This window comes from Snodgrassella communis (assembly GCF_914768045.1).
GTDB lineage: Bacteria > Pseudomonadota > Gammaproteobacteria > Burkholderiales > Neisseriaceae > Snodgrassella > Snodgrassella communis.
On sequence record NZ_CAJZCD010000005.1, the window covers coordinates 100,437 to 121,936 of the forward strand.

Sequence of the window (21,500 nt, forward strand, 5' to 3'; positions counted from 1 at the left end):
TACGGCTAAATCGTACTTGATGACCTTGGCAAAAGAAAACCTATACAGCGTTCAGAGATTCGCCGGCGATAAGGAAACTGCCAAAGGCAAGCAGTTGGAAGACTTGGCTATAAAGGCAAGCGGAATGAAGCGCGGGCGGGTATTTACTAAAAATACCACCCGTTTGGAAAATGACTGGATTACAGGTGAATGCGATATTTATGTGCCAAGCGAACGGCTGATTATTGATACAAAATGTTCATGGGATGTTTTTACACACCCGCAGTTTGTCGATGAGGCTCAAAAGAAAGCTCAAAAGGCCGGATATATTCATCAGATGCAGGGTTATATGTGGCTTTATGATTGCGATAAGGCCGATATTGATTTTTGGCTATTCCCCTGCCCTGAAAACTTATTGGGTGCTTACGACCGCGCGGAAGTGCTGGTTGATGCGGTCGAGGATATTCCATTGCTTAAACGAGTTACTACTGTAACGATAGAAAGGGATGAAAAGGCAATTGAGAAGATTAAAGAAAAGGTTGAAATTTGTCAGGAATATTATGCAATCCTGATGAAACAGGCGGCGTGAAAGGATAATCCATGTCTGTTAATAAAGTTATTCTAGTCGGTCGCTTGGGTCGCGACCCTGAAACTCGATATATGCCCAGTGGCGAAGCTGTAACCAATTTTTCTATTGCTACCGAAGAACGATGGAAAGATAAATCTGGGCAGTCTCAAACACGTACCGAATGGCACAACATTACCCTGTTTGGCAAGCTGGGCGAAATCGCCAGCCAATATTTGCATAAAGGTAGCCAAGTATTTATTGAGGGTCGTATTCAAAGCCGTAAATACAGTGGCAAAGATGGTATCGAACGTACTGCTTACGACATCATTGGGAATGAAATGAGAATGCTTGGCAGTAGCAATAATTCCCATGATTCAGGCGGACATAATACTGCACCCGCGGCTTCCAATTCTCCACCAGCACCACCACGCCGCCAAGCACCACGACCAGCACCAACTCCGGCGCCGGTAGATGATATTGACGATGATATCCCATTTTAATAATTATCTATTACAAGCCGCCTAGTGCGGCTTTTCTATTGGAAATTCCTATGCCTAAATAGCCAAGCCCGCCAAATAAAATAAACTCAGTGAAGCTGCAACTTCACTGAGTTTACCAAGGTAGACAGAATTATTACCTGTCTTCTGTAAAAGTCAAGAAAAAAATCACTTGCATTTTTACTATTCAAGCAGTAATGAGTGTACAGTAATTATATATTCTTGTCTATTCTATCTCATTTAAAAGCTAATAGCAAGGATCATGATGCCGGATGCGTATATGCTTCTAATTATACTTATAGGATTGGCATTTATTTTCGCAATATCAACAATGTTTGCCGCACTTTTGGAAGTGTTGCTAGATAAATTCGACAGATTTAGAAAATGAGACATTGGGCATTTATTGATTATTTAAATCCAAATTGAAAGGAATTAATCATGCTTGAAGTTAAGAAACCAGATGCATCTGAAATTAAATACCCTGTAGGCAGAAAATCAAAGTTTACAGGGGTAATTGTTATCTTTTGGGAAGAGAAGTGTGCTACTGTTGCTTCACCCGGTGAAACCGATGACCGAGCTGGGCTTGGGCATGATGGGTGGCCTTCATGCACGGATGAAGATACATGGGAACCGGTAGACATACACATTTACGGATAGCTTATCAATTCAAATGCATTCAACGAGTGCATTTTCGTGGATGAGTAGACGCAGCCAGCCAATCGCTGGCTTTTTTATTGGAGTTTTTAACTTTTTAACCACGTTGGAGACAAAAAATGAACGAAGAAATGAAAGTTTTTGCTGAAGAAATTTATGAAAAAATTACCAATGGCGTTGAATTATCTGAGGATGAACTTAGAGAAGTGCTTAACTGTTTTGAAGTAGACGAAGAGGTCACTGATAAAAATCGATGGGACGAGGATGTAACAACAATTGTTCGTATAGGAGATAAATATTTTGCGATTGATTGGCGTCGGGGTTTAACTGAGAATCAGGATAATTGTATTGAAAATCAACCGTACGAAGTTTTGAAAAAAACCAAAACGGTTACAGATTGGGTGCCGGTATCATGGGAACAGAATGAAGATGAAGATGATGAAGATGATGAAGATTATTAATATATTTTAATACAGAAGCCAGCCTAGTGCTGGCTATTATTTTGGAGAGTAACAATGAGTAATGAAAACTTAGAGATTAAATATTTCCAGATTGGGCTTGAACCCGAAATATTCCCAGCTCATGACATAGATAGCGTAAAAGAATATCTTGTAAAGCACAATTGGCCAAAAGAGTATATACAAGATATAGATGATGGCAACTATAAACTAGTTAGTCCAGATTTTGAATTTAAAGACGATGATGGCGATAAACATAAGTTGTCTGAATGGTTTTTACGGGACAGAACAGGGCAACTTATCCCCGGGCAAGTACTTGAACTAGAGTGATAGTAACCAGTTAAACAACCAGCCGCTATATGCGGCTTTAATTTTTTGGAAAAATTTATTATGGAAGCAAATAAAGAAACAAAACTTTGTTACGCGGTTGTCGATGAAAATGGTAACGCCTATGACAACAAAGTACATGATTCTATTGAGGAAGCTGTATCGTTTGCTGACGAATTCGTAAAGTCAAGAGTATTCACAACTGTTCACGCGTATGAGCAAGTGCCAATCTCACCTAGTGGCGTTAGTCTTATTGATGTGGGCGATTTGCTTTTGGAATTAGATGAAAGGCTTGAGGATAACGGGTTTGAGGGGGCTGAAGTAGCTGATTCGTTGTCTGATGACGAAGTTAAAGCGTTACAAGACAAGATTGATAAGCTTTTAGATGAGCATATTAAAATTCCTTATTATGAGTCTGGCGAATTAGTTAAGAAAATCACATTAACCAAAGATGATTTAAAAAATTATTTGTAAATCCATAGGCCAGCAACTGCTGGCTTTAATTTTTGGAGGCTACATGCTCACATATGGAAGTGTATGCAGTGGTATCGAGGCTGCCAGCGTGGCGTGGCGGCCTTTAGGATTTAAACCTTTATGGTTTTCTGAAATTGAACCATTCCCCTGCGCTGTACTGGCTCATCACTGGTCTAACGTACCCAATCATGGCGATATGACAAACCTTACAGATGCCATTCTTTCTGGGCAAATACCAGCCCCAGATATTCTTGTAGGTGGTACGCCATGTCAAGCATTCAGTGTCGCAGGTGGTCGCGAATCATTAAATGATGAACGCGGTAATTTAACTCTTGAATTAGTGAGATTGTTAGATGCAATTGACTTTGTTCGAAAACGAAGCGGTGAGCAACCCGCTATCCTTGTCTGGGAAAACGTCCCCGGAATTTTGTCAACAAAAGATAATGCGCTGGGCTGCTTTCTGGGAGCACTTGCCGGCGAAAGCCTACCATTGCAGCCGGCAGGGGGAAAATGGACAAACGCTGGTTTTGTGTCTGGACAAAAACGCAAAATCGCGTGGCGCACCCTTGATGCTCAATTTTTCGGAGTGCCCCAACGACGCCGTCGCATCTTCCTTGTCGCAAGTGCTCGAGACAACATCAGTGTCGCAAAAATACTTTTTGAGCAGCAAAGCTGCTGCGGGGATTTTGCGCCGAGCGCAAGAGAAAAAACAACAATTGCCAAAACCCTTACAACAGGCATTGGTACACGTCTCAATGCATCAACAGATACATTCGTTGTAGTTAATGGCAGGCAAGACCCTGTAGTCTCTAGTATAGCGGGTGTTGTGGATACTCAAGCTAATACTAATATTGTTATAAATTCCAATATCATCAACAAAACAATTAAATCCGGTGGTAATGGTAAAGGAGTAATAGATGACAACACAATGTACACACTAACTGCTACAGATAGGCATGCAGTTATGCATCTTGATTGCGTGCGTCGCTTGACGCCTATTGAGTGCGAACGCTTGCAGGGTTTTCCAGATAACCACACATGTATCCCCTACCACAACAAACAAGCGTTTGAATGCCCTGATACGCCACGGTATAAAGCCATTGGTAACTCGATGGCCGTCCCTGTAATGCGATGGATAGGGCAAAGAATTAAACAGCACATAGCCAGCAACTAGCTGGCTTTTTAAATCGATAAAGGATTTATTATGGTAATACCCAATGATAAACAGTCTATTGAAAAAATTAAAAAATATTTGAAAGTATCGCTATCAGCAAACGCCGATGAGAACGCCAAGACATTAAATCAGGCTATGATCATGATGCGTGATTTGCGCCAGCCAGATGAGGATATATCTTCTGTGGAAGTGAAAACTTCACATTCGAGACTTTATAACTATAAAGGCTTTGATTCGTACTTACATTGGCAAAACGAATTATTTTCCATGTGCCAAAGAGTATTTGAAACAAGGCATTGCCTAGTAAACAAATTTAATTGGTCTTTTGGTAAATATTACCTGCATGTAATGTTCTACGGACTTCCGCCCTGCCCCGAGTTGAGTGTATACGCTTACAGAATTTTAATGCAGCAAATTCACGCCATACGCCCTGAATTCATGAAAAGCGTATCAAAGAATAAACGCAAACATGCAGATGCGCGTTGTTTGGAATGGGTGGACGAGATTAGATCTAAATTAGATAGACATGATGTGCCGCTTGAAGTGCAAAGAAAAATTGGAGCTTTTAGAGATAGTTTAACTTTTATTGATTAACAGGACAGATAACATGAAAACTAAATTGATTATAGCTGCCATAGCGGCTTTTTTTATTGCTGGTTGTGAAATGACAGAAGCCGAGAAAGCTGAAGCACGTAAAATTAACGTAGAAACAGATACCTCGCGTATAAAAGAAACACATATGACTTTAAGTGATGGGCGCAAAATCACCTGCCTTTTTTACGACGGTTATTATGCCGGAGGTCTATCCTGCGACTGGCATAATACACAGCAACCTAAACAACCTTAAGCAAATGTAACAACACACACACCGGCAATTGGCCGGATTTTTATTAATGGAACGACAAATGCAACCACGATTACTTAGAGTTGCGCAAGCGGCCGCCTATTGTGGCTGTAGCATTAATCACTTTAAGGCTCATATTGCGCCTCATATACCAGCACAGAACTGGCTGTTTGAAAATGGATCAGTTTATGACAGGCATGACATAGATAAATTCATTGAAGATAGAAAAACTGAAAATCTTGCCGAAAACGTAAAAAAGAATAAAAATACATCACGTGGCAAGCGGCTTTATTTAAAGAAAGGAAATACTTTATGGCCGCAAAAGGACTGTCAGGACTTATACTCCGCAACGGAATCTGGCACCTCAACAAGCAATATCGAGGCAAAACAATTCGCCGAAGCACTTACACAAGTAAGAGGAAAGAAGCGGAAGCTGTCTTAATCCAGCTTATGGCTGAAATTGATAGGATGAAAGACTTTAAAGAACGCCCTGTTTATACTTGGCGGCAAGCAGCAACTAAATATCTTCTTGAATACAAGGATAAGCCAAGCATAGGCTTATTGGCCTTGCAGCTCGAATATCTGGATGGCTTTATAGGAGATTTACCATTAACACAGATACATGATGGAACTTTACAGCCTTTTATAGAATACCGAAAAAAAGTCGGATTTAATAAACAGGCAAAGAATGGGGTAAAAAATAGGACGATTAATATTGCCCTTAATTATGTAATAGCAATACTGAATTGTGCTGCAAGGTCGTGGCGCGATGAAAATGGATTAACTTGGATAGAAACTGTACCGAAGATCACAAAACTGGATGAGAAAAAGCAAGAACGCCCACCTTATCCGTTATCGTGGCTTGAGCAGCGAATTTTCTTTAAAGAACTGAATGGACGTTTACGAAATATGGCTCTCTTCAAGGTTAATACAGGAACCCGAGAACAGGAAGTATGCCAGCTTAATTGGCAGTGGGAGGTTAAAGTGCCTGAACTTGATACCAGTATTTTTATAATCCCGGCTGATTTCGGCGGTCGCACCGGAAATGGGGGCGTAAAAAATACTGATGAAAGGATAGTTGTACTCAATGACACTGCTAAACAAGTTATAGAAGCCCAGCGCGGATTACATCCTAAATACGTATTTCCATACAACGGGAAAGCAGTTGGCCGAATGTTAAACAGCTCATGGAAAAAAACCAGAACACGAGCGGCAAAAGAATATGAGCGAATAACTGGAGCGCCAGCCAATAAGGGCTTTAAAAGTTTGAGAGTTCACGATCTTAAGCACACTTTTGGCCATCGACTAAGAGTCGCAGGTGTATACGAGGAGGATAGAAAAGATTTGATGGGGCATAAATCCGACAAAAGTGTAACTACACACTATTCAGCGCCAGCGCTTGAATACATGATTGAATTGGCGAATAAGGTATTGGAAACTGCTCCTCAGCAAAGGAAGTCCCTCACCATTATAAGGAAGAAAGCAGCATGACCCGCACAAAACCCGCACAATAGATTTAGCAAATAAAAAATTAGACGCCCGCCAGCGCCTAATTATTCTTACTAATCAATATTTTATTTGGTGGAGGTAAGCGGGATCGAACCGCTGACCTCTTGCATGCCATGCAAGCGCTCTACCAACTGAGCTATACCCCCAACTGCTATCCAGCCAGTTATTGCTGAATAGGTTGCGCATTTTACCTGAACTACTGAATTTTGCAAGTACTGATTTAATCTTTCGCCATGAAAGGAAAAGATACAATGCTCAACCGGCAAAAACTTTCTAACAAACGTACATCAAATCTTTTTATAACCGGATGTTGATGGGAAGAGTGGTCGCACCTGAGAATTAAATTTATACTTGCAGGCTGATTCAGATTATTTATGCTTAAACAGGAATGCTTCTATGCAGCGCCAACAACGACATGCTGTACTTCTGGTATTTACGTTTCTATTGATACTTGCGCTGACATGGGCGGTGCTTTTATTCTTACCTAAAAGTAATGCGGGCTATCGTTTAAAGGTACCAGCCGGCTATGGCATCAGTGGAGTAAGCCGTACTCTGGCTGCCAATGATATGATTTACAATCGCTGGGTATTTGTCGGTACCGCATATATGCTAGGGATGGGAGATAAAATTCATCGTGGTAACTATCGTCTGCCACGTTCAGTTTCCAGTTGGCAGATTCTGCAAAGACTGCGCACCGGCAAACCTGACAGCATTACGGTACAGTTTATTGAGGGTAGCACATTTGCGCAAATGCGCAGAATTGTTGATAACATACCTGATATTGAGCACACTACACGAGATTGGTCAGACAGCAAGCTGTTACAGAAACTGGATACCGATCGTCATTATACACATGCAGAAGGTCTGTTTTTTCCAGCCACTTATGATATCAGCTCTGACAGTAGCGATTTATCTCTGTATCAACAAGCTTATAACACTATGCAAAAGCATTTGCAGGCTACATGGGAAGAACGACGCAGTGATTTACCTTACCAATCTGCTTACGAATTACTGATTATGGCCAGCCTGATTGAAAAAGAAACCGGCCATGCTGAAGACAGAGGTAAGGTAGCGGCAGTGTTTGTTAACCGCCTTAATCTGCATATGCGGCTACAAACCGACCCCAGTGTAATTTATGGCATGGGCAGTCGCTATAAAGGTAAAATTGGCAAGGCTGATTTACGCCGTGATACACCGTACAATACTTACACCCGTGCCGGTCTGCCACCCAGTCCTATTGCACTACCGAGCAAAGCAGCGCTGGAAGCGGCTGCTCATCCTGCCAGTAATGATTATCTGTACTTTGTGGCGCGTAACGATGGTACTGGCCGCAGCCAGTTCAGTCACAGTCTGAATGAACACAATGCGGCAGTACGCCAATATATTCTGAAAAAACGCTAACCGGATTTGTATAGATGAAAGCAAGTTTTATTACACTGGATGGAATTGATGGTGCCGGCAAATCCACCAATCTCAATACCATACGCAGCTGGTTTGAAAAACATCAATTACCGGTACTTTTTACCCGTGAACCGGGCGGTACTGCCGTTGGTGAAGCATTACGCAAGCTATTGCTAGATCCAACTACTCATGTCAATGCTCGTACAGAAACGCTGATGATATTTGCTGCACGCCAGCAGCATCTGGATGAAGTAATTAAACCGGCACTGGCACAAGGGATACATGTAGTAAGCGATCGTTTTACCGATGCCACATTTGCCTATCAGGGCGGAGGTCGTGGTCTACCACTAGCCGATATAGCTATTCTGGAAAACTGGGTACAGCAAGGCTTGCAGCCCGATTTGACCTTACTGCTGGATGTACCATTGACAGTAGCCCAACAACGACTGAGCCAAAACGGCAATCCCGACCGCTTTGAACAGCTGGATACAGCCTTTTTTGAGCACGCGCGGACAATCTACTTGGATCGTGCCGCATCTGCACCGCAACGCTATGCTATTATCGACAGTAGTTTAAATTTAGATGAAGTAGCGCAGCAGATTAATCAGGCACTAGCACAATTATTTGGATTAAATGCATGATTTATCCATGGCTCGAATCTGTCTGGCAACAAATTGCCCAGCATTGGCAGCAGCAACCACACGCATGGCTGCTTTACGGCCATCCGGGAATTGGCAAACGTGAATTTGCCGAATATCTGGCACAGGCACTGCTATGTGAATCGCTACGTGCCAACCATCAGCCATGTGGTGAGTGTACATCCTGCCATTTGTACAGCCAGCACAGTCATCCCGATTTCCTACTGGTAACGCCAGAAGAAGCTGACAGCGAAGGCGGTGAACGCAAGCAAGCACTAATTAAAGTAGAAACCATACGCAACGTATTGGATTTTGCTCATCTGAGTGCCCATCGGGGTGGCAAACGGATTGCTCTGATTTATCCAGCTGAAAGCATGAATCTTCAGGCAGCCAATGCCCTGCTGAAAATTCTGGAGGAACCACCGGCGGGTATGGTTTTTATTCTGGTGAGCCATCAGAAAGACCGCCTGCTGCCAACAATTAAAAGCCGTTGCCGCCAGATAGCTTTAACCATGCCCGCACGCGCGCAAGCATTGGCCTATGTGCAGCAACAGCATGGTGATAATGCTGCTGACCTGCTTGCCTTTCACGGCGGAGCCCCTTTATTTGCTGATAATGCTAGCCACGACCAGCTGCGCAACCAACTTATTCCCCTGCTGGTTAAACCACGCCTGATTGCGCTACTGGATTACGCTGCTGCATTTGACAAACAAAAACTGGCACTATCCACTTTTCTCAACTGGCTGGCCAAATGGTTACTGGATATGTCTCTGGCACAGCAATACATACAAGCCATGTATTATCCGGCATGGCAAGATGAGTTAAATAAAATTTCCGGACAAATCGACCCTTTATCCCTGTTTGCCTTAATCGACAGAGTTAATGCACTTGCCCCTTACGGTAAGCATACCCTCAATGTTAAAATGCAACTGGAAGATTTATTAATAGACTATCTTAACGTGTGGCAGCAAAAAAACACAAAATCATAAAGGAAATTTATGGCTGAAGCTCCTACTAACTTGCCGGGCAAAATGCTCAACCTAACTATTCCCGATAAACCTGAACTGTACCGCAGCTATATGGCTTTTCTAGAGTATGGTGGTCTGTTTGCACCCACAACTGACAATTTTCAGATGGGTGAAGAAGTGCTACTAGCCGTTACCCTGCCGGCATTCAACGAAGCCAAATATTTGCGCACTAAAGTAGTATGGATTAACACCGCTACTACCTCTACCGGCCAGCCACAAGGGATCGGACTGGCATTTAGTAAAGATGAAGACAGCTTTGCGGTAAAACAGGCTATCGAAGATATATTGCCAGGATTACTGCTAAGCGAACGCGCTACCTATACTATATAATTATGCTTATCGATTCCCACTGCCATCTAAACATGCCTGAGCTGGCAGCCAGACTACCACAAATACTGGAAAACATGGCTCAGGCAGACATACAGCAGGCTATCGCCATCAGCGTAGACAAAACCAGTGCTGCTGAAGTACTGGCACTAGCTGAGCAGCATACCAACTTATTTGCCAGTGTCGGTGTACATCCTGAAGACCAGAACTCAGTAGAAATAAGTCTAGATGAGTTTATAGTCGCTGCTCAACATCCAAAAGTAGTGGGTATCGGCGAAACTGGCCTCGACTATCATTGGTGTAGCGGCGATCTGACCTGGCAGCATGCGCGCTTCAGAACTCATATTCAGGCCTCCAACCATACCGGCTTACCGCTTATTATCCATACACGAGATGCCGGAGCAGATACCCTACGTCTACTACGTGAAAATCAGGCTCAGCAAGGTGTAATCCACTGCTTCACCGAAGATACTGCCTTTGCCAAAGCAGTGTTGGATTTAGGCTTTTACATCTCCTTTTCAGGCATCGTAACCTTTAAAAATGCCCGGCAGATACAGGAGGCATGCCGTTATGTACCATTAGACCGGATACTGGTAGAAACCGATGCACCATATCTAGCGCCAGTACCCAAACGCGGCAAACCTAACGAACCGGCTTACGTACGCTACACTGCCGAATTTGTAGCACAGTTGCGTGGCGACAGCATAATTACGATTGAAGAAGCCACTACCGCTAATACCTATCGTCTCTTCAATAAACTTCCACCGCTTAACAATTAGCCATGACCCAGCTCACCCTTACAGTACTTGGCTGTAGCAGTTCTTCTGGAACACCACTTATCGGGTGTGACTGCCCTACCTGCACCAGCAACGACCCGAAAAACCGGCGCACTCGTTGCAGTGCGCATATACAGGTTGGTGAGCAGCATTGGCAAATTGACACAGGCACCGACTTTTATCACCAAGCCCTACAACACAGACTGCCACGCATTGACGGCATACTCTACACCCATCCCCATGCTGACCACCTTAATGGCATTGATGACTTGCGCGCATTCTGCTATAAACAACAGGCAGCCATTCCCATTTACGGCCATCATGATACACTGGCTAATATTTGCAGTCGTTTTGATTACGCCTTTCTGGAACAGAACAGGCACTGGAACCGACCAGTACTTCGTGCCCATGAGCTGCCACTGAATCAGGGACAAAATAGCGTTCTCAACATTGACGGCGTACCTGTATGGCAATTTGGCGTACCACACGGCAGCTGGATCACCAGTGCTTTTCGCATCGGCAATATCGCTTGGTTTACCGACTTTAATCACATCGAAGAATCCATATTCCCACATTTACAAGGATTGGATTACCTGTTTCTGGATTGCCTGATGGATACCCCCTATCCCAGCCACCTCAGCACCGAGCAAGCCTTTGCCTACGCAAAGCGTATCAATGCCAAACAAACCTACTTTATTCACATGACCCATGCGCAGGAATACCATACTTTAAAACAGCGTTGCCCCCAAAACTGCGCACCTGCCTATGATGGACTAACTGTGCACAGCAGTTATTAGCAATATTTAGTAAAAATAACCACAATCCTGATAGAAACAGCATAAAAATTAAATATTAAAAACATGTAGTTAAAGCCTACAATCTTAAAATAACAAGATTTAGTTGCACCACCAATTCAGCATTGCACCTGCTGACAGCACTACAAGGCATCCTGTAAATTTATGTCTACCAGCATAAATTACAGTAATAATAACTGTCTGGTAACATCTATTAAAATAAATCAGCTTAACTGGCTTTCAACAATCCAAAACATCAGCTCATCAGACAAATTCTAAATAAAGTATTATCTGCATTGTCAAAAAGACTTTTTTGCTGTGAAATTAATAAATTCAGTCAAATAAAAGATGTGATAAGTATTAAATTTGTTAAACACATAAAACAAATTTTTAAATATTAAAATTATTTATACATTAAATATAATTAAATATTTAGCCATATTAGATTGATGTTTAAAATATATTGATCTTAAAATTGAAAATTTTATGTTATATGAATATAATTTGAATAATATTTGTCAAACTACATTCGTTATTCTATTCGGGAACTAAAATTTATTTAGCATAAATTTTTAAGGTTTAATGAGTGAATGCATTATTGCTCATCGGGTATACGCAAAAAATGATTTGTTATTTGTTGCATGAAATTCTGCAACACTTCTGCACTCATCCCCAGCGCACGTACACATAAGGCACAATCAGCAGCCTGTGTAATGCCCCACAGATACTGATTATTTTCCAGCGGCCATTCGGGCAATAATGCGGCATATATCTGATTAATCAGTTGTTGTATCTGTGCTTTGCTGGCTGCGGTGTTGATGTAGTAAAGACAGGCCTGATGGGTATACTGTTCCATCTGCCCCAATACATTAAGGGGCTGTTGCTGTGGCTGCCAATAGATATTGTCGCTAAGCAGTGGTTGTTGCTGATAATCGATATTAATCCGTGATGACAGGTAATGAAAATCCCAGCATTCCTGATTGAGCACACGGCCGCAGGCAATGATTTCACCCAGTATCAGTTGACAGTTATCAGCCAGACTAATCTGCATGCTTTGGGTTAAGGCAGCGTTGCGGTGCAACACCAGTGGATGAGGCAGATAACACAGCCGGCTGTGTTCATGCAGCACAATATGCGTATGCTGCTGCGCTTCATTTTCGGCAGGCATGGATTGTATGCGGGTGAATGCCTGCGTAAATAAATACAACTGGGTCTGTTGTGCCAGCTCAATTTCGATATCTATCCGGTCACCAGCTAATAAACCCGGTGATGAGCTCATCTGGATGGCCGGTAGTGCCTGAGGCCATACCGGTGCAGCCATCTGCGCTAAAGGGAGGATTTTTAGAGGCGGTGTGTAATAGCAGTTAGCAAATGTGGTCTGCCCGCGCTGGTTTAACTGGGTGGTAAGCTGTAAACGGCTGTGCATTAGCGTATTAAACCAGCGGGTTCGGCCACATTTTCCAGTAAGGCGTATTTTTTTATCCAGTCTATTATGGTGACGATACCATCTTCTGCCATCAGATTGGTAAACACAAACGGCTGCCCTTTGCGCATACACTGTGCATCCTGTTGCATTACTGCAAGACTGGCGCCAACATATGGGGCTAAATCAGTTTTATTGATTACCAGCAAATCCGAACGGGTAATCCCCGGGCCACCTTTACGCGGAATTTTTTCGCCCTGCGCAACATCAATTACAAATAAAGTGACATCGGCCAGATCAGGGCTGAAGGTAGCAGAAAGGTTATCACCACCACTTTCGATAAACACAATCTGGATATCTGGAAAACGTGCCACCATTTCGTCTACAGCCTCCAGATTCATACTAGCATCTTCGCGAATAGCGGTATGCGGGCAGCCGCCAGTTTCCACGCCCATAATCCGTTCAGGTGGCAGCAAGCTGTTTTGGGTCAGAAATTCAGCATCTTCCTGAGTGTAAATGTCGTTGGTAATCACTGCAATGCTGTATTGCTCAGCCATATGGCGAGTAAGTTTTTCAATCAGAGCTGTTTTACCTGAACCTACTGGTCCGGCAACACCGATTTTTATGTATTGACGCATGGTGTTTTTCCTTTGCTGTTAGTCCTGTTGTTCAGATTAATGTGTTGTTTTGTTTTTTATTGTTCATATTGCTGCTGACAGGTATAGATGCAAAGATTTTGCTGTCTGCATTGAATGTTCTAAGGTGATGCTTTCAGGAAGCAAACAGCATACTGAAACCTATTACACCAATCAGACTGCCAGTAAGACGTAATATCCACTGATGTCTGCTCATGGTGGTACCGAGCGCAAAACCGGCTACATGCAAGAGTGCTGTTGCCATAACAAAACCGCAGGCATAGCTGAATGCACCATGTGAACCCATCTCTGCACCATGCGCCACTCCATGAAACAAGGCAAACAGGCCAACCATAAATATGGCGGTACCAGCTGGTACTTTTTTTAACCAAGCCGCGGCCAATCCCAACACCAGCACAGAAGCAGCAATTCCCTGCTCCAGCATCGGTATCTGTATGCCCTGTGCCCCCAGTACAAAACCGCCAATCATAACGCTGACAAAGGTGGTGGGAATCAGCCAGCGCGCTTTACCCTGAAAAGTGGCCGCCCATAAGCCCACTGCAATCATGGCCAACAAATGATCCCAGCCACTGAACGGATGCTGTACTCCAGCCAGCCAGCCTTCGCTAAGGTGGCCGGGATGGGCAAATGCCAGCACGGGGCTTAACAGGAACAAAGCAAATATTTTTTTCATAAATTCCTCCATTATTAATAAATCTAACTCATATACAGGCGAGTATATAAACGCTCATGCTGCATTGCCCGAATGTCAGTGGCCAGTGTGGTAGCGCCCAATTGCTGCCACTGTGGCTGCATACTGGCTTGTACGGTTTGTGCAATCACGGTATGCAGTTCGATTAACATTTCCTGTCCGGCCATCTGGCTTAGTGGTATCAGCTTAACGCCGTTGGTAATCAAACCGACAACAGCGTTGTAATAAAATGCCTGTAGCGTAGCAGCCTTATCCAGCTGCATGGCAGCAGCGAGTAACCCAAACACCAGTGGATAAAATCCGCGCACCTGCTGTGCAGCCAGTGCAGCCTGATAAGAAGCCACGATTGCTACCTTGGTATGCTGAGCAAAAATTTTCAGCAGACGTACGCCCAGTTTATAACTGCTTTCTCGCAACTCACGCGCTACTTTTGCCGCACCTATCTGTTTATCTAGTAATATTAATGCCTCCAGATTCTGCTTGCTGCTGGCATTAAAGGCCAATGACACATAAGCACCGTCATTATGCAGCCAGTTTTGCTGCAACTGGGTGTATACAAATGTTTTCAGTGTCGCCGCATCATGTACAACACCCTGCTGGACAAAGGTTTCCAGCCCGCCGGAATGATTAAAGCCACCAATCGGCAGTGTAGGATCAGCCAGTTGCAGCAATAATCCTGCACGCGTTAAAGCGTCAATATCAATGTGTCTGTCTGAACCGGACATATATTCAACTTATCAGTGGTGATGATGGCCAACTAAATCATGTGTATGGCTGTGGCCACCGCCAACACCCGGCGCTGAATTGGCACGCAATTGTTCACTTAAGCGCCGTTGCTGGCGTATTGGTGCAAAACCAGCCGCCTGCAACCATTCAAATAAGGGTTTATCAAACGGTAGCAGCAATTCATTTCCGTCTAGAAATAATGGCGTATGTTTGTTACCGATTTCATAACAAGCACGTGCCATTTCCGGCAAGGTTTGCGGCGCCAGCACCATCACTTCACTTGGTTCAATCTGCACCACAATTGCCAACTGCTTGTCCAGATAAACTACATCATCATGGTGCAGCCGCTGTCCCTCTTTCAGCAGACGAAAAGCAATCTCACGCCCGTTTGTTGTCGTCGTACGGATAATGCGCCGGTCTGCCTCAAACCATTGCAGACAAACAGTATCCAGCTTCTGAGTAGTAATCTGCTGCTTTTCTTTAAGCGTTTGCAGATTGCCGAGGATGGTTTGGATGATTAGATTCATTTTTGATTTTAGCAATTTGAATAAAATATTTTAAAAGGCAAACACAAATAATAAATAACCAACCAAATTCACCTAGTATAAAAAACATTCCTTTAAATACTTCTAATTTAAAATCTTCGTGGGATGGATTAATTAATAGCCAAAGAATTATATCTATGATCAGAGATGTACTCAGAGCCAAATATCCAAATAAAATAGCTACTGTACGTTGTGTAATGCGACTATCAACATAAAAATACCAGTCAGCAAAATTTCTTTTACTGCGTAACCGCAGATAACATACCGAAATAATAAACCAAATGAATGCCGATATAATAATGTACTTAAATGAATGTATACCTTGGCTAGCAATATGCCATCTTTCTAAAAACAAATCCGAATCACTAAAAAAATGTACGCCATATTTGGTTTGCTCAAATGAATTTGAAACAAAAAATCCCGTTGTTAAAACACATGACAGCAGTAACATACTTTTTAATTCGTCAATAACTAGAGAAATAAAGTCTTTGATATATTTCATATATATGCAACCACAAATTGTTTTAATCAAAACAGAAAATACCGCTGTGCCAGCGCCACTTTTTCAGCCGGTTCACAGGTAATATGCTCACCATTCACCCGTACTTCATAGGTTTCAGGATTGACACTGATTTCAGGCATTGCATTGTTGTGAATCAGGTCTTTTTTGCCAATTGAACGACAATTGTGCACAGGTAAAGTTTGTTTACATAAACCATATTGGCTGCGGATATCATTATCCACACCAGCCTGTGATACAAACAATACAGCGGTATCCTTCACAGCACGGCCAAGTGCGCCGAACATGGGGCGATAGATAACAGGCTGAGGTGTGGGGATAGAGGCATTCGGATCGCCCATGCGCGCATAGCTGATGGTACCGCCCTTGATGATGATTTCCGGTTTTACACCGAAAAAAGCTGGTTTCCACAATACCAAATCGGCAATTTTGCCTGCTTCAATTGAGCCTACATATTCGCTGATACCCTGAGCAATGGCTGGGTTGATGGTGTATTTGGCCAGATAACGCTTGATGCGAAAGTTGTCGTTGGCGCCGGTTTCTTCAGCCAAGCGGCCACGCTGCTGTTTCATTTTGTCTGCGGTTTGCCATGTGCGTACAATCACTTCAGCTACTCTGCCCATAGCCTGTGAATCTGAACTCATTATCGAGAATACGCCCATATCATGCAATATATCTTCGGCGGCAATGGTTTCCGGGCGGATACGCGAATCGGCAAAGGCCACATCTTCGGCCACATTTTTATCCAGATGATGACACACCATTAACATATCCAGATGTTCGTCTATGGTATTCACGGTAAACGGGCGGGTAGGATTAGTAGAAGCCGGCAGTACATTCGGATACATCGCGGCTTTGATGATATCCGGTGCATGGCCGCCACCGGCACCTTCGGTATGAAAGGTATGGATTACCCGGCCATCAATAGCCTGCATGGTATCCTCAAGAAAGCCACCCTCATTCAGGGTATCGGTATGAATCGCTACCTGCACATCCATTTCATCTGCAATCTGTAATGAAGCATGGATTACCGCGGCGGTTGCACCCCAGTCTTCGTGGATTTTCAGCCCCAGTGCACCGGCAGCTACTTGCTCGCGTAATGGTTCCAGACTGGCGCAATTGCCTTTGCCAAAAAAGCCCAGATTAACTGGCGCCTGTTCGGCAGCCTGCAACATTTTCTGAATATGCCATGCACCCGGAGTCACTGTAGTGGCATTAGTACCATCGGCAGGCCCGGTACCCCCTCCGATCATGGTGGTGATGCCGGATTCAATGGCATGGGTAATTTGCTGTGGTGAAATAAAGTGAATATGGGTATCAATTCCGCCTGCGGTGGCAATTAGATTGGCACCATTATGCACTTCGGTAGCAGCACCAATAATCATGTTCGGGTGCACGCCATCCATAGTATCGGGATTTCCTGCCTGACCAACAGCCACTATTCTGCCATCACGAATACCAATATCAGCTTTTACTATTCCCCAGTAATCCAGTATCAGTACATTGGTGATCACCATATCAAGCACATTCTGATTGTTGCGTGGCGCTGTAGCTGATTGTGCCATACCGTCGCGAATGGATTTGCCGCCGCCGAATTTACCTTCATCACCATAGGTGAGTAAATCGCGTTCAACTTCAGCAAATAGCTCGGTATCACCCAATCGTACTTTATCACCCACGGTTGGCCCATAGGTGGCAACATACTGCTGGCGGGAAATTTTCAGGCTCATGACAGGATTCTCTATTTAAGTAATCTGTAGCAATTCTCTATGGTTTGATTATTGGATATTTATCCGGAGTTTAGTATCTAAACCGTATATTGGTTAAGCAGGCAAATCATTTATTGCTTATGCTGCCATTAACGGCATTATGAAAACCAAATACTTTTTTATGGCCACCGTATTCGGTTAGCGCCACCGTTTTGGCTTCACCGGGCTCAAACCGCACGGCATTACCTGATGGAATATTTAAACGCATACCACGTGTCTGTTCCCGCTCAAACTCAAGCGCATTATTGGTTTCATAAAAATGATAGTGTGAACCCACCTGTATCGGCCGGTCGCCACGGTTAACCACGGTAATGGTGAGGGTACGGCGGTTCTGATTGGCAATGATGTCATCTGCGGCCAGTATATATTCTCCCGGAATCATACCGTTTCTCCTGAATAGGTATGGTACGAATATTATTTGCTGTTAAATAATCATTTCGCCCATAGCGAATGTTTACAGTAACTGAATCATGCTTTAGCGGATAGGCTGGTGTACGGTAACCAGCTTGGTGCCGTCGGGAAAAGTTGCCTCAATTTGTACTTCATGCACCATTTCGGCTACGCCTTCCATGACATCAGCAGTGGTTAATAATGTAGCGCCATACTGCATTAATTCGGCCACACTCATACCATCGCGCGCCGCTTCCTGTAACTGGCTGCTGATATAAGCGATGGCTTCTGGATAGTTCAGTTTCACTCCCCGAGCACGCCGTCTGGCAGCCAGTTCTCCCGCCACAAACAGCATTAGTTTTTCCTGCTCACGACTGGTTAAATGCATAACTTTCTCTATAAATAGTCAATTAATGAATTACATTACTGCGCCTGACAATCTAAACTACTTTATACAAAGCTATTTAAAAAACTATTTTTCTTTAAAATATTTATAAATTCTGTGAATAATAAGTAATACAAAAATAATTGTAAAAATCTTGCCAATCATTCTGCCTTGCTGGTAAGCAGTACTGTTTTCATCTACTACAGCAAAAGCATTAGTCATGGTAAAAGCAAATACAGATAGTACCCACAAAAACTGTTTAATATATTTCATGGCTTCAAACTAATCGTATAAAGGGAAATTCAATTTTTTAAAACCCTTGTTTAAATCAGATATAACTGAAATTTAATAAGTTTATAAAATATCATAAACTTAATATAGTTAGTTTGTATAGCAAAATCTAAAGTTTTTTTACATAAAAAGTGCCTGTTCTTTGGTTGGAAAACCAAAGAACAGGCACTTTTAGATTAATTAGCTTTTAAGTATTTGCAGATTTTACTTTATTTATATTATCCCCTGAGCCTTAACGCGTGGCTGACTATTCAGCTTGTTCAGGGCAGACAGATATGCTTTGGCACTGGCAACAATGATATCGGTGTCGGTTCCCTGCCCGCTTACCAGATGACCCTCATGTGACAAACGCACGGTAACCTCTCCCTGACTTTCCGGGCCGGCGGTGATGGCATTGACCGAATACAATTGTAAATCTGCACTGCTGTGCGCTTCAGACTCAATAGCTTTGAATACGGCATCAATCGGTCCTGAACCATGCCCACTGGCACGTTTTTCGTTGCCGTCCAGATTAAAGACGATTTCCGCCACTGGTTCTTCGCCAGTTTCACTGCGAATGCTCAGTGATATGTATTTGTAACGATCGGGAGCTCGGCTTTCCAGTTCATCAGATACCAATGCATGCAAGTCTTCATCAAAAATTTCACGTTTTTTGTCGGCCAGCTCTTTAAAGCGGGCAAAAGCAGCATTAAGGGCTTCTTCACTATCAAGTTCAATACCCAATTCCTGTAGTTTGGTGCGGAAAGCATTGCGGCCGGAAAGTTTACCCAAAGTTAGCCGGTTGGTACTCCAGCCAACTGATTCGGCAGACATGATTTCATAGGTTTCACGACATTTCAGTATGCCGTCCTGATGAATGCCTGATTCATGTGCAAATGCATTGGCACCAACAATGGCTTTGTTCGGCTGAATCGGATAGCCGGTAACGGTAGAAACCATTTTTGAGGTGGGCACGATCTGCGTGGTATCGATATTGGTTTCCAGCCCAAAAATATCGTGGCGGGTTTTCAATGCCATAACCACTTCTTCCAGACTGGCATTACCTGCCCGCTCACCCAGACCATTAATGGTACATTCCACTTGCCGTGCACCGCCGCTTACTGCGGCCAGTGAGTTGCCAACGGCCAGTCCCAGATCATTATGGCAGTGTGCCGACCAGATGACTTTATCGCTATTCGGGGTTTTCTGAATCAGTTCACGAAAGAATGCTTCTGTCTGAAATGGAATGGCATAACCCACTGTATCGGGGATATTGATGGTGGTGGCACCTGCTTCAATCACTGCCTGACAGATTTCAGCAAGAAAATTGATATCACTGCGCAGTGCATCTTCACAGGAAAACTCCACATCATCGGTATATTCACGCGCTATTTTCACTGCTTTAACCGCAGTTTCTTTAACCTGCTGCGGCTTCATACGTAATTTATGTTCCATATGCAATGGACTGGTAGCAATAAAGGTATGAATACGCTTGCGTTTGGCCGGCGCAACTGCTTCGCCGGCTTTGCGTACATCGCGTTCATTGGCACGTGACAGAGAGCAGACAGTAGCATTCTGGATAATTTCGGCAATGCTGTGAATAGCATCAAAATCCCCCGGACTGGCAGCAGCAAAACCTGCCTCAATCACATCCACACCCAGTTTTTCCAACTGGCGTGCAATGCGGATTTTTTCTTCTTTGGTCATGGCCGCCCCCGGCGACTGTTCTCCATCGCGCAGGGTTGTGTCGAATATAATGACTTGATTATTGGTACTGGGCATTCTTGGTCTCTCCAAGGTGATGTTATTGTGTTGCATAAATGCATTGATATCCAGCGGCTTGTTTTGTTTCTCAGCCATCAGAATAATTTTTTGTAACTGATTTAATGGCAATGAACCACGCTTGCGCCATTTATAGATAGCAGCCGTTGAAGCGGCACTATCCGGATAATGCTGTTTGAGTGCTTCTGCTAAAGCGTTTACGCCCCCAAAATAGGCAATCAGGCGGTCTATATTCAATTGCATAACTGACCTTTTGTCCAATTTATTCATCTCATCAAGTTACAATATATTCTAATAAGCTAATATACGTAAATTTAGACAGAAAAACAAGCTCAATTATTGGTTATTTTGTTTTTATACACCCAATTTGGACATTTTGTATATTAATTCGTACTGATCATTTATTCGTGCTTGAGTAACTCAATACCTATAATTAAACCGCCGGATTATCTTAAACGGGATAAACGGCGGCTATATGGCAGATAGTGGTATTTTTAGTTGGCTAAATCGCCTTTTAAGGCAACACCAGTCTTGGCATTAAAATTTGCAGAACAGCCATTGAGAGCAAGTTCACTAAGATTGCAAACGCACCGGCATTTGCCACCGCTCTTGATGCAACATTATTACCATTGTTATTATTAAAATAACATAAAATTTTTCCATCGCAAAGCAAACTGCTATCCGCCGTGCCGTCCCAGACATCGGATTCTGCACACTTATCGTCTTGGCTAGAACATTGTCACTGCAATACGGCAGCAAACTCACACAACACAGCAATAGCCTGCACAACCTGCGCAATGCTGTCAGATTTAGTTTTTTCCAACATAAAATCAGCCATTATTTTGCCCTTATAAATATATTCTTTGCTGGCTGTACTGTTAAGAATGCAACAAAA

27 protein-coding genes and 1 tRNA gene are annotated in these 21,500 nt (G+C 43.3%); 17 read left to right on the forward strand and 11 right to left on the reverse strand.

Annotated features, from left to right (window positions below; all coding sequences use genetic code 11):
- Positions 1 to 19 precede the first annotated feature (19 nt).
- The 11 genes from MJ761_RS06650 (at position 20) to MJ761_RS06700 (ending at position 6,466) form a co-directional block, all read left to right on the forward strand.
- Positions 20 to 568, forward strand: a complete 549-nt coding sequence (locus tag MJ761_RS06650; protein ID WP_239392889.1) for a translocation protein TolB precursor — start codon at positions 20 to 22, stop codon at positions 566 to 568.
- A gap of 11 nt (positions 569 to 579) precedes the next feature.
- The gene (locus MJ761_RS06655) at positions 580 to 1,047 is read left to right on the forward strand and encodes a single-stranded DNA-binding protein (protein WP_093092839.1); all 468 of its coding nucleotides are present in this window, start codon (positions 580 to 582) and stop codon (positions 1,045 to 1,047) included.
- Between the two features lie 435 nt (positions 1,048 to 1,482).
- On the forward strand, positions 1,483 to 1,701 hold the full coding sequence (locus tag MJ761_RS06660; RefSeq protein ID WP_093092837.1) for a hypothetical protein: 219 nt from the start codon (positions 1,483 to 1,485) through the stop codon (positions 1,699 to 1,701).
- A gap of 116 nt (positions 1,702 to 1,817) precedes the next feature.
- The gene (locus MJ761_RS06665; RefSeq protein WP_093092835.1) at positions 1,818 to 2,159 is read left to right on the forward strand and encodes a hypothetical protein; all 342 of its coding nucleotides are present in this window, start codon (positions 1,818 to 1,820) and stop codon (positions 2,157 to 2,159) included.
- Positions 2,160 to 2,213: 54 nt separating this feature from the next.
- Positions 2,214 to 2,486, forward strand: coding sequence for a hypothetical protein (locus MJ761_RS06670; protein WP_093092833.1), 273 nt, complete (start codon positions 2,214 to 2,216; stop codon positions 2,484 to 2,486).
- Between the two features lie 60 nt (positions 2,487 to 2,546).
- Positions 2,547 to 2,957, forward strand: a complete 411-nt coding sequence (locus tag MJ761_RS06675; protein ID WP_093092831.1) for a hypothetical protein — start codon at positions 2,547 to 2,549, stop codon at positions 2,955 to 2,957.
- Between the two features lie 43 nt (positions 2,958 to 3,000).
- Positions 3,001 to 4,131 carry a DNA cytosine methyltransferase gene (locus MJ761_RS06680; protein ID WP_093092829.1) on the forward strand — a complete coding sequence of 377 codons (1,131 nt, stop codon included), beginning with the start codon at positions 3,001 to 3,003 and terminating at the stop codon, positions 4,129 to 4,131.
- 30 nt (positions 4,132 to 4,161) lie between these two features.
- Complete coding sequence (locus MJ761_RS06685) at positions 4,162 to 4,725, forward strand: DUF7168 domain-containing protein (RefSeq protein WP_093092827.1); 564 nt, start codon at positions 4,162 to 4,164, stop codon at positions 4,723 to 4,725.
- Between the two features lie 13 nt (positions 4,726 to 4,738).
- On the forward strand, positions 4,739 to 4,978 hold the full coding sequence (locus MJ761_RS06690) for a hypothetical protein (protein ID WP_093092825.1): 240 nt from the start codon (positions 4,739 to 4,741) through the stop codon (positions 4,976 to 4,978).
- Positions 4,979 to 5,024: 46 nt separating this feature from the next.
- The gene (locus MJ761_RS06695; RefSeq protein ID WP_239392880.1) at positions 5,025 to 5,417 is read left to right on the forward strand and encodes a helix-turn-helix transcriptional regulator; all 393 of its coding nucleotides are present in this window, start codon (positions 5,025 to 5,027) and stop codon (positions 5,415 to 5,417) included.
- A gap of 8 nt (positions 5,418 to 5,425) precedes the next feature.
- Positions 5,426 to 6,466 (forward strand): tyrosine-type recombinase/integrase, encoded by a 1,041-nt coding sequence (locus tag MJ761_RS06700; protein WP_239392879.1) that lies wholly within the window; start codon positions 5,426 to 5,428, stop codon positions 6,464 to 6,466.
- Between the two features lie 88 nt (positions 6,467 to 6,554).
- Here MJ761_RS06700 and MJ761_RS06705 read toward each other — a convergent pair.
- Positions 6,555 to 6,630, reverse strand: a tRNA-Ala gene (locus MJ761_RS06705).
- A 250-nt stretch (positions 6,631 to 6,880) separates the two neighbouring features.
- On the opposite strand from MJ761_RS06705, the gene mltG reads away from it, so the two are divergent.
- From mltG to MJ761_RS06735, 6 genes are read left to right on the forward strand one after another with little or no spacing between them, the layout of a single operon-like run.
- Entirely contained in the window at positions 6,881 to 7,885 is a 1,005-nt protein-coding gene (gene mltG / locus MJ761_RS06710; RefSeq protein ID WP_093092821.1) for an endolytic transglycosylase MltG, read from the forward strand.
- Between the two features lie 14 nt (positions 7,886 to 7,899).
- The gene (gene tmk, locus MJ761_RS06715) at positions 7,900 to 8,526 is read left to right on the forward strand and encodes a dTMP kinase (protein WP_093092819.1); all 627 of its coding nucleotides are present in this window, start codon (positions 7,900 to 7,902) and stop codon (positions 8,524 to 8,526) included.
- Entirely contained in the window at positions 8,523 to 9,512 is a 990-nt protein-coding gene (gene holB, locus MJ761_RS06720) for a DNA polymerase III subunit delta' (protein ID WP_093092817.1), read from the forward strand. The genes tmk and holB overlap by 4 nt, the downstream gene beginning before the upstream one ends.
- 9 nt (positions 9,513 to 9,521) lie before the next feature.
- Positions 9,522 to 9,881 (forward strand): PilZ domain-containing protein, encoded by a 360-nt coding sequence (locus MJ761_RS06725; RefSeq protein WP_037408402.1) that lies wholly within the window; start codon positions 9,522 to 9,524, stop codon positions 9,879 to 9,881.
- 2 nt (positions 9,882 to 9,883) lie between these two features.
- Positions 9,884 to 10,657 carry a TatD family hydrolase gene (locus MJ761_RS06730; protein WP_369796854.1) on the forward strand — a complete coding sequence of 258 codons (774 nt, stop codon included), beginning with the start codon at positions 9,884 to 9,886 and terminating at the stop codon, positions 10,655 to 10,657.
- 2 nt (positions 10,658 to 10,659) lie between these two features.
- On the forward strand, positions 10,660 to 11,451 hold the full coding sequence (locus MJ761_RS06735) for an MBL fold metallo-hydrolase (RefSeq protein WP_093092813.1): 792 nt from the start codon (positions 10,660 to 10,662) through the stop codon (positions 11,449 to 11,451).
- Between the two features lie 592 nt (positions 11,452 to 12,043).
- Here the strand turns inward: MJ761_RS06735 and MJ761_RS06740 are convergent.
- The 10 genes from MJ761_RS06740 to MJ761_RS06785 form a co-directional block, all read right to left on the reverse strand.
- The gene (locus MJ761_RS06740) at positions 12,044 to 12,874 is read right to left on the reverse strand and encodes an urease accessory protein UreD (protein WP_093092811.1); all 831 of its coding nucleotides are present in this window, start codon (positions 12,872 to 12,874) and stop codon (positions 12,044 to 12,046) included.
- Entirely contained in the window at positions 12,874 to 13,509 is a 636-nt protein-coding gene (ureG, locus tag MJ761_RS06745; protein ID WP_093092809.1) for an urease accessory protein UreG, read from the reverse strand. The genes MJ761_RS06740 and ureG overlap by 1 nt, the downstream gene beginning before the upstream one ends.
- Before the next feature lie 133 nt (positions 13,510 to 13,642).
- The gene (locus MJ761_RS06750; protein WP_218060219.1) at positions 13,643 to 14,200 is read right to left on the reverse strand and encodes a HupE/UreJ family protein; all 558 of its coding nucleotides are present in this window, start codon (positions 14,198 to 14,200) and stop codon (positions 13,643 to 13,645) included.
- A 23-nt stretch (positions 14,201 to 14,223) separates the two neighbouring features.
- A complete protein-coding gene (locus tag MJ761_RS06755) occupies positions 14,224 to 14,943 on the reverse strand; it encodes an urease accessory protein UreF (protein ID WP_093092805.1) in 720 nt (239 codons plus the stop codon).
- Between the two features lie 12 nt (positions 14,944 to 14,955).
- Positions 14,956 to 15,471, reverse strand: a complete 516-nt coding sequence (gene ureE, locus MJ761_RS06760; RefSeq protein ID WP_093092803.1) for an urease accessory protein UreE — start codon at positions 15,469 to 15,471, stop codon at positions 14,956 to 14,958.
- Positions 15,425 to 15,991: a hypothetical protein gene (locus tag MJ761_RS06765; protein WP_093092801.1), complete on the reverse strand. Its 567-nt coding sequence runs from the start codon at positions 15,989 to 15,991 to the stop codon at positions 15,425 to 15,427. Before MJ761_RS06765 ends, ureE begins: the two co-directional genes overlap by 47 nt.
- Before the next feature lie 26 nt (positions 15,992 to 16,017).
- A complete protein-coding gene (gene ureC / locus MJ761_RS06770; RefSeq protein ID WP_093092799.1) occupies positions 16,018 to 17,739 on the reverse strand; it encodes an urease subunit alpha in 1,722 nt (573 codons plus the stop codon).
- Positions 17,740 to 17,845: 106 nt separating this feature from the next.
- The gene (gene ureB / locus MJ761_RS06775; RefSeq protein WP_093092797.1) at positions 17,846 to 18,160 is read right to left on the reverse strand and encodes an urease subunit beta; all 315 of its coding nucleotides are present in this window, start codon (positions 18,158 to 18,160) and stop codon (positions 17,846 to 17,848) included.
- A gap of 93 nt (positions 18,161 to 18,253) precedes the next feature.
- Entirely contained in the window at positions 18,254 to 18,556 is a 303-nt protein-coding gene (gene ureA, locus MJ761_RS06780) for an urease subunit gamma (RefSeq protein ID WP_037408376.1), read from the reverse strand.
- Between the two features lie 501 nt (positions 18,557 to 19,057).
- Positions 19,058 to 20,848, reverse strand: a complete 1,791-nt coding sequence (locus tag MJ761_RS06785) for a 2-isopropylmalate synthase (protein ID WP_093092795.1) — start codon at positions 20,846 to 20,848, stop codon at positions 19,058 to 19,060.
- Between the last annotated feature and the right edge of the window lie 652 nt (positions 20,849 to 21,500).

Bases quoted from the DNA above. Each gene is read 5' to 3' on its own strand.
- ureB (WP_093092797.1), bottom strand. From the start codon at position 18,160: ATGATTCCGGGAGAATATATACTGGCCGCAGATGACATCATTGCCAAT.
- MJ761_RS06700 (WP_239392879.1), top strand. From the start codon at position 5,426: ATGGCTGAAATTGATAGGATGAAAGACTTTAAAGAACGCCCTGTTTAT.
- MJ761_RS06665 (WP_093092835.1), top strand. From the start codon at position 1,818: ATGAACGAAGAAATGAAAGTTTTTGCTGAAGAAATTTATGAAAAAATT.
- MJ761_RS06680 (WP_093092829.1), top strand. From the start codon at position 3,001: ATGCTCACATATGGAAGTGTATGCAGTGGTATCGAGGCTGCCAGCGTG.
- holB (WP_093092817.1), top strand. From the start codon at position 8,523: ATGATTTATCCATGGCTCGAATCTGTCTGGCAACAAATTGCCCAGCAT.
- ureA (WP_037408376.1), bottom strand. From the start codon at position 18,556: ATGCATTTAACCAGTCGTGAGCAGGAAAAACTAATGCTGTTTGTGGCG.
- MJ761_RS06660 (WP_093092837.1), top strand. From the start codon at position 1,483: ATGCTTGAAGTTAAGAAACCAGATGCATCTGAAATTAAATACCCTGTA.
- MJ761_RS06735 (WP_093092813.1), top strand. From the start codon at position 10,660: ATGACCCAGCTCACCCTTACAGTACTTGGCTGTAGCAGTTCTTCTGGA.
- MJ761_RS06750 (WP_218060219.1), bottom strand. From the start codon at position 14,200: ATGAAAAAAATATTTGCTTTGTTCCTGTTAAGCCCCGTGCTGGCATTT.
- MJ761_RS06650 (WP_239392889.1), top strand. From the start codon at position 20: ATGACCTTGGCAAAAGAAAACCTATACAGCGTTCAGAGATTCGCCGGC.
- MJ761_RS06725 (WP_037408402.1), top strand. From the start codon at position 9,522: ATGGCTGAAGCTCCTACTAACTTGCCGGGCAAAATGCTCAACCTAACT.
- MJ761_RS06765 (WP_093092801.1), bottom strand. From the start codon at position 15,991: ATGAAATATATCAAAGACTTTATTTCTCTAGTTATTGACGAATTAAAA.
- MJ761_RS06670 (WP_093092833.1), top strand. From the start codon at position 2,214: ATGAGTAATGAAAACTTAGAGATTAAATATTTCCAGATTGGGCTTGAA.
- MJ761_RS06685 (WP_093092827.1), top strand. From the start codon at position 4,162: ATGGTAATACCCAATGATAAACAGTCTATTGAAAAAATTAAAAAATAT.
- tmk (WP_093092819.1), top strand. From the start codon at position 7,900: ATGAAAGCAAGTTTTATTACACTGGATGGAATTGATGGTGCCGGCAAA.
- MJ761_RS06675 (WP_093092831.1), top strand. From the start codon at position 2,547: ATGGAAGCAAATAAAGAAACAAAACTTTGTTACGCGGTTGTCGATGAA.
- ureG (WP_093092809.1), bottom strand. From the start codon at position 13,509: ATGCGTCAATACATAAAAATCGGTGTTGCCGGACCAGTAGGTTCAGGT.
- MJ761_RS06655 (WP_093092839.1), top strand. From the start codon at position 580: ATGTCTGTTAATAAAGTTATTCTAGTCGGTCGCTTGGGTCGCGACCCT.
- MJ761_RS06730 (WP_369796854.1), top strand. From the start codon at position 9,884: ATGCTTATCGATTCCCACTGCCATCTAAACATGCCTGAGCTGGCAGCC.
- MJ761_RS06695 (WP_239392880.1), top strand. From the start codon at position 5,025: ATGGAACGACAAATGCAACCACGATTACTTAGAGTTGCGCAAGCGGCC.
- MJ761_RS06755 (WP_093092805.1), bottom strand. From the start codon at position 14,943: ATGTCCGGTTCAGACAGACACATTGATATTGACGCTTTAACGCGTGCA.
- ureC (WP_093092799.1), bottom strand. From the start codon at position 17,739: ATGAGCCTGAAAATTTCCCGCCAGCAGTATGTTGCCACCTATGGGCCA.
- MJ761_RS06690 (WP_093092825.1), top strand. From the start codon at position 4,739: ATGAAAACTAAATTGATTATAGCTGCCATAGCGGCTTTTTTTATTGCT.
- MJ761_RS06785 (WP_093092795.1), bottom strand. From the start codon at position 20,848: ATGCAATTGAATATAGACCGCCTGATTGCCTATTTTGGGGGCGTAAAC.
- MJ761_RS06740 (WP_093092811.1), bottom strand. From the start codon at position 12,874: ATGCACAGCCGTTTACAGCTTACCACCCAGTTAAACCAGCGCGGGCAG.
- mltG (WP_093092821.1), top strand. From the start codon at position 6,881: ATGCAGCGCCAACAACGACATGCTGTACTTCTGGTATTTACGTTTCTA.
- ureE (WP_093092803.1), bottom strand. From the start codon at position 15,471: ATGAATCTAATCATCCAAACCATCCTCGGCAATCTGCAAACGCTTAAA.